The sequence below is a fragment of the Acinetobacter sp. AB03 genome, assembly GCF_058107045.1.
Map to the genome: position 1 here is coordinate 3121486 of NZ_JBUEBA010000002.1, position 17119 is coordinate 3138604.

Here is a 17119-nt window from a genome sequence, read left to right on the forward strand (position 1 = left end):
TTAGAACATGTCAACGACTGTTATTATTCTTGCTGCAGGTAAAGGAACACGTATGCGTTCTTCTTTACCCAAAGTACTACAACCACTTGCAGGACGTCCTTTACTTGGTCATGTCATCGACACTGCAAAAAAATTAAATGCAGCCAATATTATTACCATTTATGGGCACGGCGGAGCACGAGTTCAAGAAACGTTTACTCATGAAAAGATTGAATGGGTGGAACAAGCAGAGCAACTCGGAACTGGCCATGCGGTGCAAATGACACTCCCTGTCCTTCCACAGGAAGGCAGCTCACTGATTTTATCAGGCGATGTACCTTGCATCTCTCAAAACACGCTACAAAAATTACTCAATGCAACTGCCGAGACAGGCATTGGCTTAGTGACTTTAACTTTAGCCGATGCAACAGGTTATGGGCGTATAGTGCGTGAGAATGGTCAAATTCAAGCGATTGTTGAACATAAGGATGCGACCACAGAGCAGCACCAGATTAAAGAAATTAATACTGGTATTTATTGTGTCAACAATGCCAAATTACATGCATGGTTACCACGCTTAAGCAATAATAATGCGCAAGGTGAATACTACCTCACGGATATCGTTGCAATGGCCTTAGCCGATGGGATGCAAGTCGCATCGGTTGAGCCTGAACAAGCCTTCGAAGTTGAAGGAGTGAATGATCGTATTCAGCTCGCCGCATTAGAGCGCCAATTCCAAATAGACCAAGCCAAAAAGTTGATGCAGCAAGGTGTGCATTTAATTGATCCTCGTCGCTTTGACCTTCGTGGAAATTTAACCGTTGGGCAAGACGTACGCATCGACATCAATGTGATTATTGAAGGCGAATGTGAATTCGGCGACCATGTAGAAATTGGTGCAGGTTGTATCATCAAAAACACCAAGATCGCAGCAGGTACAAAAGTTCAGCCGTATAGCCTCTTTGATAATGCTATGGTCGGTGAAGATGCACAGATTGGTCCTTTTGCTCGTTTACGTCCAGGTGCAAAACTGGCTGCTGAAGTGCATATTGGTAACTTCGTTGAAGTTAAAAACACCAGCATTGGCCTTGGCTCAAAAGCCAACCACTTTACTTATTTGGGTGATGCTGAAATTGGTGCGGGCTCGAACATTGGTGCTGGGACTATTACCTGTAATTATGATGGTGCAAATAAATTTAAAACCATCATTGGTGATGCTGCATTTATTGGCTCCAACAGTTCATTGGTTGCGCCTGTCACCATTGGCAATGGGGCAACCGTCGGTGCAGGCTCCACCATTACCCGTGATGTTGCAGAGAATAGTTTAGCGGTAGAGCGCTCTAAGCAAGTTGCAAAAGAAAACTATCAACGTCCACAAAAGATGAAGAAATAAGAGGATTAGAGTATGTGCGGTATTGTCGGTGGCGTTGCAGAACGTAGTATTACCAATATTTTAATTGAAGGTTTAAAGCGCCTTGAATATCGCGGCTATGACTCTGCGGGTTTAGCGCTAGTCAATCAAGGCCAAGTTTTACGCGAAAGACGTGTCGGTAAAGTATCCAATCTAGAAGAAGCCGTTAATCAATCCAATATTCTCGGTTCTCTGGGTATTGCGCATACCCGTTGGGCAACCCATGGTAAACCCACTGAAGATAATGCACATCCGCACATTTCTGGCGATGTTGCTGTAGTCCATAACGGTATTATTGAAAACTATCAAGAACTTAAAGATGATCTTGAAGCTTTAGGCTATGTATTTACCTCACAGACCGATACCGAAGTGGTCGCTCACTTGGTGAAGGATGCCTTAAAGTCAACTCCAAGCTTGCTGGAAGCTGTGCAACAAGTCGTGCCTCAGCTTAAAGGGGCTTATGCACTAGGTATCGTACATACTGACCATCCCGATGAACTGATTACCGTGCGTGAAGGTTCACCTTTGGTCATTGGGGTCGGTATTGGCGAAAACTTTATCAGTTCAGATCAATTGGCTTTACTACCTATTACCAATCGTTTTATTTACCTTGAAGAAGGTGATATTGCTCGTTTAACCCGCAATAGCATTGAAGTTTTTGTCGCTGGTCAACGGGTTGAGCGTCCAATCAAAGAATTAGATGCTGCGGTCAGCAATGCATCTAAAGGTGAATATAAGCACTACATGCTCAAAGAAATTTATGAGCAACCTGAAGCAATTCAACAAACCATTTCTCAAGCTCTAGATGGCAATGCACTGCGTGAAGACTTTCTTGCCAATGCAGTTGCTGATTTCCAAAAAATTCAGCAAATCCAAATCATTGCCTGCGGGACCAGCTACCATGCAGGGATGATTGCCAAATATTGGTTTGAACAACTGATTGATTTACCGTGCCAAGTAGAAATTGCGAGCGAATTCCGCTATCGCAGCCCTGTCATTGTCAATCACACACTTTATGTCTGCATTTCACAATCTGGTGAAACCGCTGATACTTTAGCCGCACTGCGTGATACCCAAAAGCGTGCTGCAGCAAAAGGTACTGACATCACCACCATGACTATTTGTAATGTCGCAACATCGTCTATGGTACGTGAGACCAATCATAGTTTGCTTACACTGGCGGGTCCTGAAATTGGTGTAGCATCGACCAAGGCGTTTACCACGCAGCTTGCAGCACTGATGTTATTGGTCCTAAAAATCGGTACAGTTAAGAAGAGCATTTCTGTACAGCATGTGGCTGAGATTACGGCTGAACTTTGGCACACCCCTAAAGTAATTTTAGATACCTTACGTAATGACCCTGAAATTTTACGTTTATCTGAACTCTTCGTAGAGAAGCAGCACTGCTTATTCTTAGGTCGTGGCACGAATTTCCCGATCGCACTCGAAGGGGCATTGAAACTCAAAGAGATTTCATATATCCATGCTGAAGGCTATGCCGCAGGTGAACTTAAACATGGTCCGCTCGCTTTAGTCGACAACGACATGCCTGTGGTCATTCTCGCACCGAAAGATGACATGCTCGATAAACTCAAATCGAATATGGAAGAGGTTCAAGCCCGTGGTGGTGAACTCTTTGTCTTTGCCGATGAAAATAGCGGCATTAAAGCCAAAGACCGTCAGCATGTGGTTTACGTACCAAGCATTAGCCCAATATTGGCTCCAATTGTTTATAGCGTGCCTGTACAACTGTTGTCTTATCATGTTGCAGTCCTTCGTGGTACAGATGTCGACCAACCTCGAAACCTAGCCAAATCCGTCACTGTAGAATAATTATTTAAATAAAGGCTGGGAATTGTGTTGTGTTCGTATAATTAAGTTTGTATCAAATAATTAAGTTTAGATTTAATTATTTAAGTTTGGATATTAATGAAGTAAACGAACGAAACCCTACCCTGTAGACCCAGTGATTCTTCACCAAGTCTACAGGGTTTTTAATATAAATAAATTCAAATTAGAATCACACCAGAAATATAAAATTATTACTAATATATTCAACAATATAGATATATAAAAATCTCACCCTAGATTCAAAAAGCATCCCTTTTTGACCTCATCTTGAAAACATTTCATTTTTATTTAAAGTATGCTTCACCTTTCTGAGCAAGAATTCGTATTTTAAAGTGGAAGAACCCGATACTTAATACAAACTTAATTTCATCTAAAATTAAGGATACCAAATTCTAATACAAACTTAATTTTAAAATTGAAAAATAATGAATAATATATATCAACAACTTATGATCAAAAATAAAACAAACTTAATTAAATTACCATAATTAGACGCAGTATTTGGTCATAAAGCAAAATAAGGGATAAGGAACTATGTGCAAACTCTGAATAAGTCTATTAGCTATTCCTGTTACTAGCTAGCAGCCCACCTTATTTAAAATGAGGTATTTCATTCACTGGATATATTAATGTTAATGGATTTGATGTTAATGAGATAAAGCCAAACCGCTGATAAAACTTCATAGCTTTTTGATCCTTAGCATGTATTACAACAAAATTAACACCAATAATTTGAGCAACTTTTGAAACTTGTTTAAGAGCATGTGCTAAAAGTACTTTTCCAACTCCTTGCCCCTGTGCTGCTTGATCAACGGCAAAGCGACCCACAACCACACAAGGTAAGGGATAACGAGGTAATCGTTTAGTGAGAACAGCATCAACCCCATCAAATCCTATAGAGGTACTTGATAGACAATAAAACCCCCTCACCTGTGCATCATCATCAATAGCAACATAGGTTTTACTTGTTCCTGATTTCTGATGTTGGGATGCGTATTGTTTTATGAACTTATTTAAATCATCTTGCCCACAATTAAATGATTTTTTCTGATGATGGGCTTGTAAAACCTCAATTTTCATCCAATAAACTCATTAAATTTTTCATCTCATCATTTGCAGGGCGCGGATTTTCAAGCAAATTCATTAACATATCACGATCAGCATTATTTACTTTTAACTCGTGATTAGATTTAAGTAATTCTTTTGCTCGTTCAAATGAGGATTGGATCATAAAGGAACTCACACTAAGACCCAATAAATTCGCAGCTTGCTCAATTACAATCTTTGCATCTACGGTTGAACGAACATTGATTCGTTCTGTTGCTAAGTTAGCCATATTTTCCACCAATTTGTACATCATAATGATGTACAAATTATAGCAGATTAAGGTAGTACTTTAAGATCCAAATTTACATATTTTGTTCTAAAATATTTGGAATAGAAAATAAACATTTTACTATGAACCAGAATGAATGGTCGGGTTTGAGTCTGAATATGCAGTTGGTTTACATAAGAATATGCAACGATGTTTACTAAGATGTAATTTGAATACTTTTGCCTATCATTAACGTTTTTTAAACTCATTAATTGAGTATTAAAATACCATATTAATTATTAAGTTAATGAATTAAAAGAATAATTAAATAAAAATTATAAAATTTTGTTTGTATATAGATATATTTAAGTTTGTATGTTTTTGCTAAATACAAAATTACCCCCATTCAGATATGATTAATTATCCACCAAAATCCACAGGTCTTCTGTATGGCAAAAATTATAAAAAACTATGAAGAACTAGTAACAGAAGGGTATGGCCAGGGCCATGGACGCGATTATAAACCTTGTAAAACTGTTCAAAACTTCAGTTCAATTGGTCGCTCTCATAGAGTACAAGGTCGTGTGAGTCAACGTCTTCACCACTTGTTTTCTGATCTAGAGCTATCTACCTTTTTACTGCTTGATTGGAATCAGAACGTTACAGATATTCGCGAACATTATCCTTTGGATATCTATGATCTTAACTCCATCTGTTCTCGTTTCCGAATGAAAAAAGTATCGGTTGACTATATACCTTTTACCCTATCTTCAGATTTTTTAGTTGATTTTGGTAAGTTTTCTATAGCCCTTGACACTCTTTACAGCAAGGATCTGAATAAAGCTCATGTTATTGAGTCATTAGAAATTAAACGTCGTTACTGGGAAGAAGAGCACAATACGCCGTTCAAACTGATCACTGAAAAAGACATTCCTGCTACGGTACTAGAGAACATTAAATGGCTGTATGTAGAAAAAAATGACCTTGAAATAACAAATCACATGATTGATCAAGCAGTTTATTTTATGGAAGAAATTAGCCAGTACCCTCAAAGCTCATTAATCCAATTTTGTAAGCATTCTGACCAAACTCAAAAAATGGGTATCGGAGCGACGCTCGCATTGTTTAGAAAATTATTTGCACTGCGAATACTTCAATTTAATCTAGAAATTTCGTACTTGGAGCTTAAACTCTCTGATATTCATGCAAGTAATTTGCTCCAGAATGAGAATACAGTCCATGCAACTAATTAATTCAGTTTACATCTTGAATTCAACACAATACCGAATACTCAAATTCTTACCGCAGTATACGGTATGGATTGCGATTGATAATAAAAATGCTTTTCCTGAACTCATTTTGTCTAAGGAACTTCAAACTCTCTCAGATGATCAAAGCCTGATACCAGCGCAAGATCCTTATGAATACTTAAAACGATTAAACTTGAGTGAAGATTCTATTCAACTCAAAAAAAGAGATGAAAACTTTTTAATTATTCAAGATTTAATTAATGATGAACAAGTTCTTATCAATACAAAAATCAGGACTGCAAAAATTAAAACTATACATCTAGAGAAAGAAGTATCAATTAATAAAATTCTACGACTCCTAAGACGCTACTGGCAGCGTGGTCAAACTATAAATGCTTTGGTACCGGACTATGAAAACTCAGGTGGAAAAGGTCAAAAAAGAGCTATAGGTGATAAAAAAATTGGCAGACCACGCATCTATGAATCGAATGAAGGTAAGAATATCACTGAACAGGTTGAATTATATTTTAAGAAAGCCATCGAAGAGTATTTAGTTCCTGTCAAAAAACAATCCATTAACGAAACTTATCTTCGGTTTAAAAGTGTATTTTCTAAGCACTTTCATCAAGTGCAAACCTCAGATATTCCAACCTATGCTCAATTCTATTATTTTTATAATACGCGATATAGAAATAAGAACAATTCCAAGGAAATTCTGACGAATCAGAAAACTCTGAAAGATCACAAACCTCTAACTTCAACAGCAACCAAGCAAGCAAATGGCCCTGGCGCACGTTATGAGATAGATTCAACAATCGCTGACATCTACCTTGTATCATCACGAGATCCATCACAGATTATTGGCCGACCTACCGTATATATTGTTATCGATGTATTCAGCCGGATGATTACTGGGCTTTATGTCGGTATGGAAAACAGTTCATTTAATACAGCCATACAATGCCTCAGCGTTGCAATCCAAAATAAAGTGACATTCTGTCAGAGTTATGGCTTGCAAATACAACCGGAAGACTGGCCGATTTATGGTTTACCTAGCGCCATACTTGCAGACCGCGGTGAACTCATTGGCTATCAAATTGAACTTCTTGAAAAAAATTTTTCTGTTCGAATTGAAAATGCACCACCGTATCGAAGCGATGCCAAAGGTATTGTGGAGAGGGCTTTTGGAATCATTCAGTCACGCTTTAAATCCTACGAGAATATTGGTGTTGTTTCTGGATTCAAGGAAAAAAAGAAAGGCGGACATGATTATCGACTAGAAGCTTGTCTAACTTTGGAAGAGTTCAGAAAAATCATATTAAGCTGCGTCTTGTTACGCAATAATTTTGATATTTTGACGAAATATGATCGTAGTGCCGATATGCCGACTGACCTGCCTTCTATCCCCCTTAAGCTCTGGCAGTGGGGTCTACAGCACCGTACTGGGATGTTAAGACAAGTGGATAACAAATCACTATATGTTGGCTTGTTACCTAGGACCGACGCCTCCTTAAGTGACAAGGGACTTAAAGTCAAAGGCTTACTCTATCAATGTTTGGAAATGCATCAACAAGGCTGGTTTATTCGTAACACGACCAAATCCCGCCCGAAAAAGTTGCGGATTGGTTTTGACCCATACTCAGTAAATACCATTTATGTTTTCTTTGATGAAAATAAGTTGGAATACTGGGAAGCCCACTTAAGTGATACCTCACGTCAATATCAGCATCTGACCTGGTGGGAAGCTGAACAAATTCAAAAAGCAATCAAAACTGTTGAAAAACAGCATTCACAACTAAAGTCCGTAGCCATCAGTGAATTGCAGGATTTTACTGACAAAATCATCCACACAGCACAGAGCCGGCAGGCTCAAGCAGGAGTTCACCAACTTTCTAAAGCACAACGTACTCGGGATATCCGTCAAAACAAACAAGAAGCAATTCAAGTAGAACGTGAGGAACATCTCCAAAATAGGTCCGTCAATTCTATCCGGACTATCCATCCCAACCAAGACAACCCTCCAACCCCCCCATCTCACAGCAGCAATCTGGATTTGACCAGGCAACCAGACTTAATGAGACAATTATTTGAAGAGGACGATGAAGAATGAATAATAATGAAGTCGCGGTCAACACATCGATAGAAGATATCTATGGGGATAATCCTCTCATTACTCAATTACCGCCTATCCTTGATACGAAGTCGGTCATTAAACACCTCCGAGGGAAACTGAAATTTCTTCCAAAACAGCGCTTTTATGCGCAACAAGAAAGAATCCATTTAATCGCTCAATTACCTCATGATTTTTTCCAGCCATTGACTAAACATTTATCCCTTGAGCAAAAAATTTCTATTATGATTCGGCAAGGTTATGTGAGTAGAAACATCACTAATGGGGATAGAAATCGACATTTACACGCTGCTTTTCAGCAACTAGAACCATCAAATGAAAGCTCTTATCGCTACGCACCTCCAGAGTCGACTGCAACTAGCATGTCAATTATAGGATGTTCGGGAAGCGGTAAAACAACGACAATGAACAAAATTTTGCGTTATTACCCGCAAGTGATTGAACATAGAGAGCTGGGATTAAAACAAATTGTTTACCTTAAAATTGATTGTCCGCATGACAGCTCTTTAAAAAACTTATGCTCAAACTTTTTTAGAGCAGTAGATTTAGCATTAGGAGATACAAACTTCGAGCATCGTTTCACCAGAAGTCGCTTAAATGTGAATGCTATGCTGCAGCAGATGAAAATTATCGCAAATAATTATTCTATTGGACTTTTAATCATTGATGAAATCCAGCATTTGAATACAAAAAAATCTGGCGGGGCTGAAATCATTCTTAATTTCTTTGTTACCCTTGTGAATGTGGCATCCATTCCAATTGTGATGATTGGGACACCCAAAGCCAATGAAATTCTGCAAGAAGATTTAAGATCAGCTAGACGCAGTGCAGGATTAGGCTCTTTAATCTGGGAACCTATGCGCAATGAAGCACCCACTCCCGATCTTAGCACCCCTGATCAAATGATCATTTCTGAATGGTATGCTTTCACCAACACGCTGTGGCAATATCAATGGGTTCAACAACCAGCTGAACTGACCGATGAATTAAGAAACACTTGGTATTATTATACGCAGGGCATTCCAGATTTAGTGGTTAAACTGTTCTGCTTGATGCAGATTCATGCCATCACCATTGGTCTGGAAAAAATTACATCTGAACTTTTTAAAAAAGTCTACGAAGAACAATTACAGCCAGTCCACGATATTTTGGATGCACTCCGCTCAGGCAACCCCACACGTATTGCACGATATTCTGACTTAACGATCCCTCAAGTTCAAATTGAGGAATATGTTGAACAACAACGTTTCAAAGCTGCATTAAAAACGGAAATACAGCGTAAAGATCTAGGACCGCATTATTCTACCCTCATTGGTATGCTGACAGCCTTTGATTACCCGGCTGCTACAATAGAACAGTATGTTACTTCTACATTAAAACGATATCCAAACGAAAAATTAAAGACACTCTTCCAGCATATTCTGGATGTATTAGACAGCCCTGTAGCAGAAGATAAGTTTAAACAGCATCAAACCACGACTCTGGCAAGGAAGCCACGTACATCTCGTAAAGTCATGAAGCCGGAGGAATGGAAGAGCACTGAAGCCAATGACTTAAGAAATTTTTTCAGTCAAGCACAAGAAAAGGAAGTCGATGTTTATGAGCTATTAAAATCATCTCACTATTTGTTTGATCCCACCTCTCCTGTGTTGCATTAAACAAAAATAGAGAGTAAGTGTATTATGATTTCAAATTTTCCAATACCATATCCAGATGAGTTAATTTACAGTGTGATTGCACGTTATGCTATTCACAATGGAATTTTAAGTCCCAAATACCTTACTGAAGAATTATTCAATAATAGAAATTTGACGCCAACTTACGATTTACCTTCTCATCTAGACAGGTTGGCCAGTTACTTACCAGATCACTATGATGCGCTTACTTTAATCAACCAACACACCCTGTTACCAATTTACCAACCATTTCAACCTGATACAGTGATGCGTTATGCTGTACATGTATTGCAGGGTGAACAGTATCAATCATTACATACCAAGTTGGGAAAAAATGCGTCGCGAATCAAATCTGTGAATTTTTTTCGGTTCTGTCCGCATTGTTGGCAAGAACAGATGGAACAATATGGTGAAGTGTATTGGAAACGTAGCTGGCAGATTACAGGATATGAATATTGTATAAAGCATGAATCTGCCCTTTTTGTCAGCGCTGTTCCTTGCAATGGGCTAGACCGAAGATTTTATAATGCTCATTTAAATGTCCTTATTGACTCCTCACAACTTTTTATTAATTCACAAGACTTAAAGCGTCATCTAGAGTTAGCAAAAATAATCGAGGATCTACTTATTCAATCGAGCCATATTGCAGTACAAGATGTATCGATTTTATCAAATGCCTACTTCAATCTATTGAAAGACAGAGGCTTACTGTCAGGTCAAAAAAATATCAATTACGAAAAAGTCCGTCAGCTTGTTGTCGATTATTGGGGCGAAAGATTTCTTCAATATTATCAATTAGGTGATCTGAGCTCTGAGAACTGCTGGCTCAAGAATATCTGTAGAAAACATCGTAAAGCATTTTCTTATCTTGAGCATCTCATCGTATTAAAGGCACTTGTTTCCGAACAAAGTCCTATTTATACATACCAACAGTATTTGGATCTAGCGACAGTAGGTATAGAGGAACAAGCCATTCCTGTCACTGTAAAACACAAGACTTACCAAGTCCTGTCAGATGATCAACTGAAATGGATACAATTGATTCAGGATATGTCAGTCAAACTAGCTCGTAAACATGATGGTGCACTGTACGCACGTTTATATCGCAATCATAAAGATTGGCTGTTACAAATCAATCAAACCGCTATCATGACACCACTCTCTCTACCCAAACCACGTGTCGATTGGAGTATTCGGGATCGTCAGTTTATGAAACAATTGATTAAAATACGTGATGAATTATTAGAAGACTTAGACTCCCCACAATGGACCAAAAAGTTTTTAATTAAACAACTCGGGCATGTCAGCGTAATTGAAAAAAACTGGCATTTTCTGCCGTTGACCAAAGCATTTTTGGAGCGCTACGCTGAGTCGGTGGACTGTTATCAAATACGTCGTCTGACTCGAACATATATTCGTCAACAAAGTAAGAATAAATACTATCCATCGAGTGTTTTTTTACGTAAATCAGGATTAAGTGAGCAACGATTAACGCCAGAAGCACATCGATTTTTTAATAATATTTGGGAAGAAATAAAAAATGAGTGATTGTTCAACCGACTTTTTACCAAAAGAGATGATTTACTATACTGCGACAAAAATTAGTCGACGCGGTCAAACTCGGTTTGATATTGATACTCATTTGTTTAACCCTATTATTAAACGTCCTATTCAACTTAAATTACCGATTGAGAGTGTTCTTCCATACCGCTATAGAACCCAAATTGATGCCTCTCCTACAAAATTATTCACTCACACACTTGAACATGTAAATTTCACAACATTTAGAACTATTATTTTACCGGAGGGTGAGGATCAAAAAATACATGAAGGCCGGATATGTTTTGAATTTAATTACTACTCAACAGTTTTAAAGAAAAATATAACTATTCAAATACCTAAGCTTATCTTGGCCCGCGATTTATTTTTCTCTCATCCTTATTTAATTCGGGCGGCACTTTTTGCAGAAAATTATTCAACCGATGTTTTAGTGGATAGAAATGATGAAAAGGCTATTCATATTAATATAGCAAAAAACAAAAAAATTATGAACGCAGATGTCTCTGATCCTCATTTTTTGAAGAAGCTCGCTTTAGTTTTATTACAGCCTGATTTAAATAAAGCCTTCCTTAGTATTTATCAGAAAACAATTATTGATCAAAAAGGCGCTAAAAGTTTTAATTTTGACATGGAAGTGCCTGATCTTAAAAATATTGATCTAACAGTAGATGGAATTTATGATAAAGAAACAGGTATTTACAGAATTGAGCGCATTACATCTTTCAAAAATCTTGATACAGCTATCAACCGCCCTATTCAATTTCATTTCACTTCAAAAAGAATCATACAACAGGTCAAAAATGCTCAAGGGCAAGGTTCAAACAAACCAAAACCAGCGAGTCAACCTAAAGAGAAATTGAATAAAAATGCTGAGGCAGATATCGATAAACTACTGGCCAAGCTAAGAAACCTACCTGGAGAAATTTATACAATTGAAGAATTAAAAATTTCTTTAGAGAAACCTCCTGCTAAAACTGTAGTACGTAAAAGACGAAAGCAAATGGATAAAGATCAAAATCAAGAAGAAGGATTTGCTGGTGGAGAAGGAGATATAGAGGGTACAGTGTCTGGATTTACAACAGAATCAGAAATTCAACTAGAGCGAGTCACTTATAAAGACTTGATTAAACTATTGGAGCAAATTGAAGAAAAGGGATATAAAACCAAAGAAATCAAGAACTCACCTTTTAAAATATATAAACGTTTCAGAGGGCATAAGTTTGCAAACAATCAATTACGCTACTTTTATGTCTATAAAATTTTAAATATAGAAAATAATCATCAATTTTATTTGTGTGAAATTGATACTTCAGATGGTAAAAAAAATATCTCTACCTTATTACTCCCATATGAAGAAAAAACTCAACGATTAATTGAGACAGATTTGGATATATTAAACAATTCGATACTTTCTCAATCACTCAGTTGGCCTAAAAAGTTTCTATCTGAAGTGAGAGGCATTAATGCAATAACTACAATTAATCATCCTTCAAAAAAGAAAGAAGTAGAAGATGTAAATTATTACGCTGACTGGGCGGAGCGGATCTTGGCAAAGGCAAAATCGATATAAATTTCATGAAGAGCTAGTCCTTAACAGATTTACGGAATTAGGTCGACCACTTACCCAAGTTACGCCTTAAATTTAGCTCAATTAGGGGCGCTTTGCATTTCAAATCTTTGTGCAACAAAGCCTTCCATTTACCAAAATGAGCAGGTAGATCACGCCATGGACTGCCTGTACGGGCAATCCATAGGACTGCTTCTAAAAATAATCGATTATCTTTTCCACTACGACCTCGATCGGTCACTTTACCTAGGCAAAAAGGTTCCATTTTTGCCCATTGGGCATCAGTAAGTATGTATCTATCCATAGTACTATTATAAATTAATCAGTAGCCTTTGTTAATTCTCAACAAGCCCTAATAAACTTCGCATACAAACCGAAATGATTCTTCAATGCTTTTTTGATTTTTTTCAGCTAGAATTAACTCAATTCCAACTCCAAAGATATGTTGTTGTGTGACAACAGATATAACTATTCAAGGGTCGAGCGTGAAGCATTATCAACTTTTTTCCATTCTTGCGATTAGTATTAGTGCTACAAGTTGTGCTCTTACTTCTGGCTTACAAACTTATGATTTACCAGAAGAAGGAGTTTATCAAACGGATTTAGGCACGCAGGTCAATGTTGTGAAGCTGACTCAATCATCTTTATCCGCTGTCCAGCCAGCCCAATACAATCAAGAATATTTTGCTCATTTATTCAATACTCCTCAAAAAAATTACAAATTAAACGCTGGTGATATTTTGTCCATTTATCTATGGGCCTATCCAGAGATTACCCCACCAACCAATACCATTAGTAATGAAGAAGCTATCAAGTCGAATGGTTATCAAATTGATCAAAGTGGTTATATTCAATTTCCCATTATTGGTCGCTATAAAGCTGCGGGAAAATCTTTAACTCAGGTCAATCAAGAGTTGCGTAGCCAACTTTCTCGTTACTTAAAAACGCCTGATGTAATTGCTCGCGTATTGTCTTATCAAGGACAACGCTACTCTGTACAAGGTAGTGTAATGAAAGGTGGGCAATTTAATTTAACAGACCAACCCACCAGTGTTTATACTGCATTAGGTTTGGCTGGGGGTATTAATACCCAACTGGGAGATAACACATCGATTACCCTTGTTCGTCAGGGCAGAACATATAATTTAAATAGTATTTCACTCGAGAAAGCGGGTTACTCACTACATAACTTACTCATTCAACCCAATGATACTCTGTATGTAAATGCTAAAGAGAATCAACGAATTTATGTGATGGGAGAGTTTGGTCAAAACAAACCGATTCCTATGCGCGATCAAGGCATTAGCTTAAGTGATGTACTTGGCGAAAGTTTAGGCTTAAATCCGCTTTCAGGTAGTCGCAGTAAAATTTATGTCGTTCGCAGTCACCCCGATTCCAGCATGACTGATATTTATCATTTGGATTTAACCAGCATTGGTGATTTTGGGTTGGCAAATAAATTTCAAATGCGTAGTAATGATATTGTCTATGTCGATGCTTCTGGTTTAACTCGTTGGCAACGTGTAATCAATCAAGTCATTCCATTCTCAAATGTTATTTATAATATTGACCGTATGGGGCAATAATGCAGTTCAAAAATATTTTGGTGGTATGCGTGGGTAATATCTGTCGTAGCCCTATGGCAGAATACTTGCTCAAAAAAAATCACCCTCAGCTCACCATTCATTCTGCAGGCATTTCTGGCATGATTGGATATGCCGCTGATGAAAAAGCACAACACTGCATGCAACGTATTGGGATTAATATGAGTTCCCACATTGCACGAAAGCTCAATGCCGAGCTAATTAAACAAGCTGACTTGATTTTAGTGATGAGCCAAAATCAGCAAAAGCATATTGAGCAAATATGGCCTTTTGCTAAAGGAAAAACATTTCGTTTAGGTCATTGGCAAGGAAAAAATATTCCTGACCCCTATCAACATGATCAAGCTTTTTTTGATGAAACTTCCCTGCTTATACAAGCCTGTGTAGCAGATTGGACTAAACATATTTAACTTTGATGTACGATTATGAGCCAAACTACAAATACAGAAGATACTATTGATTTAAAAGAACTATTTTTCTCATTGATCGCACAATGGAAGTTAATTGCGCTGTGTATCCTTTTGAGTCTAATTTGTGCCCTACTATACTTAAGAGCAACTCCAGATACCTATTCGGTTAACGCTTTGGTACAAGTAGAAGAAAATAAAGGGGCTTCTGCAGCTTTATTAGGTGACCTATCGAGCATGATTGAGCAGAAGCAACCTGCTCAAGCAGAAATCGAAATTTTAAAATCGCGTTTAGTTTTAGGCAATGTCATTCAACATTTGAATTTAGATCTTAAAATTTCGGGCACGGAAAATTCATTTACTGATCGTCTATTATCTCCACACCATTATCAAACAGAGTACCAGCCGAAATCCGTTCTGTTTAAAGATGATGAAAAAGCTTTTGACATCCGTCAGTTTAATGTTCCATCAAACTTCCGTGATAAAAACCTTGAACTTCGCTTTAATGATAAACAATTTAGTCTGACAGATAAAGAAACTGAACAAGTCATTTTAACCGCTAAAATAAACCAAGCGAATACACTACGCACAACGGATGGCTTGTGGAATATTTCTATTTATACACAAGACCAGCTGAATGATGTTTATCTCATTCAAAAACAATCACTACCTGCCGCAGTCGACAGTATTCTGGTGAATTATTCAGTCGCAGAAAAAGGAAAGTTAACAGGTATTCTTGGGCTCAATTATCAAGGTACAGACAAAGCTCATATTACCCAAGTACTCAATGCTATTCTGGTTTCTTATAGCCAACAAAACATTGAACGTCGTTCAGCTGAAACAGCGCAAACACTTAAATTCTTAGATGAACAACTACCAGAGCTGAAACAACAACTTGATGTAGCAGAACGTGAATTCAACAAATTTCGCCAACAATACAACACCGTAGATGTGACGAAAGAATCTGAGTTGTATTTAACGCAAAGTGTAACCTTAGAAACTCAAAAAGCAGAACTTGAACAAAAAGTTGCAGAGGCTTCGGCCAAATATACTGCTGAGCATCCAGTCATGCAGCAAATGAATGCACAACTAGGAGCAATCGATAAAAAGATTGGGGAGTTAAATGCGACATTAAAAGAACTGCCAGATTTACAACGTCGTTATTTACAGCTTTACCGTGAAGTTGAAGTCAAACAGCAATTATATACTGCCCTACTTAACTCTTATCAACAGCTACGTATTGCTAAAGCAGGTGAGATTGGAAATGTTCGTATTGTCGATACAGCAGTGGAACCAATTGAGCCGATTGCACCGAAGAAGCTACAGATTTTAATTCTCTCTATTTTCTTAGGTGGTTTCTTAGGTACGCTCTTGGCGTTATTACGTAATATGATGCGTTCAGGGATCAAAGACTCAGCTCAAATTGAAAATGAGTTGGATCTGCCCGTGTATGCAACGGTTCCACGTTCACCTGTACAAGAAAGCCGTATTAATATTTTAAAGAAGAAAAAGAATATTCCTATTCTGGCTGTTAAAAATAGTGATGATATCGCTATTGAGAGCTTAAGAAGTATGCGTACAGCCATTCATTTCGCGCTAAGCTCTGCCCGGAATAATCTGATTACGATTTCAGGTCCAGCACCTGAAGTTGGTAAATCCTTTATCTCAACGAATTTAGCCACAATTTTGGCACAAAGTGACAAACGCGTATTAATCATAGACGCAGACTTACGTCGCGGTTATTTACACAAGTATTTTAATCTCGACACACAACCTGGCTTAACAGAGTTACTCAATGGTCAACAAAGTTTAGACACGGTTATTCGTCCTACAGAAGTGCCAGGTTTAAGTGTGATTTCTCGCGGGAAAAGTCCTGCGAATCCTTCTGAACTATTAAGCTCTAACCAGTTCAAAAATCTATTAGAACAAATGTCAAAGAAATTTGATCATGTCATTATCGATACTCCACCAGTCTTAGCCGTGACGGATGGCATCATTATTTCTCAATATACAGGTGTTAACTTAGTGATTGCCCGTTATGCGAAAACACAGATGAAGGAGCTTGAATTGACCCTGAATCGCTTCGAACAAGCTGGCGTGAAAGTGAATGGATTCATTCTAAATGATATCCAGCGTTCAAGTGCAGGCTATGGCTATGGCTATGGCTATAACTATGCTTATGCCTATAAAGCCAATAAAGAATCAGACTAAATACATTCTCTAACCGATAAAAAGCCAGAACTTGATTTCTGGCTTTTTATTTTGTATGACTGTCCCGTCCTGAAATAAGTTTACACCTTAAGAGACTTATTTTATGGAACATGCACAAGAACAACGAGTTAAACGCACACAACGTGATTATAGCTTC

At 37.8% G+C, this 17119-nt stretch carries 12 protein-coding genes and 1 pseudogene; 10 read left to right on the plus strand and 3 right to left on the minus strand.

Annotation, left to right across the window (positions count from 1 at the left end):
• Positions 1–7 precede the first annotated feature (7 nt).
• Both glmU and glmS read left to right on the plus strand, forming a co-directional pair.
• On the plus strand, positions 8–1372 hold the full coding sequence (gene glmU / locus ACY3FQ_RS15710; RefSeq protein ID WP_005401639.1) for a bifunctional UDP-N-acetylglucosamine diphosphorylase/glucosamine-1-phosphate N-acetyltransferase GlmU: 1365 nt from the start codon (positions 8–10) through the stop codon (positions 1370–1372).
• Between the two features lie 12 nt (positions 1373–1384).
• Positions 1385–3223: a glutamine--fructose-6-phosphate transaminase (isomerizing) gene (gene glmS, locus ACY3FQ_RS15715; RefSeq protein WP_005401638.1), complete on the plus strand. Its 1839-nt coding sequence runs from the start codon at positions 1385–1387 to the stop codon at positions 3221–3223.
• A gap of 609 nt (positions 3224–3832) precedes the next feature.
• Here glmS and ACY3FQ_RS15720 read toward each other — a convergent pair.
• Together ACY3FQ_RS15720 and ACY3FQ_RS15725 are read right to left on the minus strand one after the other, a co-directional pair.
• Positions 3833–4321, minus strand: coding sequence for a GNAT family N-acetyltransferase (locus ACY3FQ_RS15720; RefSeq protein ID WP_004684281.1), 489 nt, complete (start codon positions 4319–4321; stop codon positions 3833–3835).
• The gene (locus ACY3FQ_RS15725) at positions 4311–4577 is read right to left on the minus strand and encodes a type II toxin-antitoxin system TacA family antitoxin (RefSeq protein WP_017396924.1); all 267 of its coding nucleotides are present in this window, start codon (positions 4575–4577) and stop codon (positions 4311–4313) included. The genes ACY3FQ_RS15720 and ACY3FQ_RS15725 overlap by 11 nt, the downstream gene beginning before the upstream one ends.
• Before the next feature lie 428 nt (positions 4578–5005).
• On the opposite strand from ACY3FQ_RS15725, the gene ACY3FQ_RS15730 reads away from it, so the two are divergent.
• Genes ACY3FQ_RS15730 through ACY3FQ_RS15750 form a run of 5 tightly spaced genes read left to right on the plus strand, consistent with a single transcriptional unit; the run spans position 5006 to position 12743 of the window.
• Entirely contained in the window at positions 5006–5809 is an 804-nt protein-coding gene (locus ACY3FQ_RS15730; RefSeq protein ID WP_125274159.1) for a TnsA endonuclease C-terminal domain-containing protein, read from the plus strand.
• Positions 5796–7916, plus strand: a complete 2121-nt coding sequence (locus tag ACY3FQ_RS15735) for a TnsB C-terminal domain-containing protein (protein ID WP_489774323.1) — start codon at positions 5796–5798, stop codon at positions 7914–7916. Before ACY3FQ_RS15730 ends, ACY3FQ_RS15735 begins: the two co-directional genes overlap by 14 nt.
• Complete coding sequence (locus ACY3FQ_RS15740) at positions 7913–9595, plus strand: AAA family ATPase (protein ID WP_125274161.1); 1683 nt, start codon at positions 7913–7915, stop codon at positions 9593–9595. The genes ACY3FQ_RS15735 and ACY3FQ_RS15740 overlap by 4 nt, the downstream gene beginning before the upstream one ends.
• 24 nt (positions 9596–9619) lie before the next feature.
• Positions 9620–11161 carry a TnsD family Tn7-like transposition protein gene (locus ACY3FQ_RS15745; protein WP_489774324.1) on the plus strand — a complete coding sequence of 514 codons (1542 nt, stop codon included), beginning with the start codon at positions 9620–9622 and terminating at the stop codon, positions 11159–11161.
• The gene (locus ACY3FQ_RS15750) at positions 11154–12743 is read left to right on the plus strand and encodes a Tn7-like element transposition protein TnsE (protein ID WP_489774325.1); all 1590 of its coding nucleotides are present in this window, start codon (positions 11154–11156) and stop codon (positions 12741–12743) included. Before ACY3FQ_RS15745 ends, ACY3FQ_RS15750 begins: the two co-directional genes overlap by 8 nt.
• Positions 12744–12849: 106 nt before the next feature.
• Here the strand turns inward: ACY3FQ_RS15750 and ACY3FQ_RS15755 are convergent.
• Positions 12850–13044 (minus strand): annotated as a pseudogene (locus ACY3FQ_RS15755) (transposase); the annotation flags it as partial.
• A gap of 181 nt (positions 13045–13225) precedes the next feature.
• Between ACY3FQ_RS15755 and ACY3FQ_RS15760 the strand changes: the two are divergent.
• From ACY3FQ_RS15760 to ACY3FQ_RS15770, 3 genes are read left to right on the plus strand one after another with little or no spacing between them, the layout of a single operon-like run.
• Entirely contained in the window at positions 13226–14326 is a 1101-nt protein-coding gene (locus tag ACY3FQ_RS15760) for a polysaccharide biosynthesis/export family protein (protein ID WP_489774326.1), read from the plus strand.
• Positions 14326–14754 (plus strand): low molecular weight protein-tyrosine-phosphatase, encoded by a 429-nt coding sequence (locus ACY3FQ_RS15765; RefSeq protein ID WP_094148635.1) that lies wholly within the window; start codon positions 14326–14328, stop codon positions 14752–14754. The genes ACY3FQ_RS15760 and ACY3FQ_RS15765 overlap by 1 nt, the downstream gene beginning before the upstream one ends.
• Positions 14755–14769: 15 nt before the next feature.
• Complete coding sequence (locus ACY3FQ_RS15770) at positions 14770–16962, plus strand: polysaccharide biosynthesis tyrosine autokinase (protein WP_489774327.1); 2193 nt, start codon at positions 14770–14772, stop codon at positions 16960–16962.
• The last annotated feature ends 157 nt before the right edge of the window (positions 16963–17119 follow it).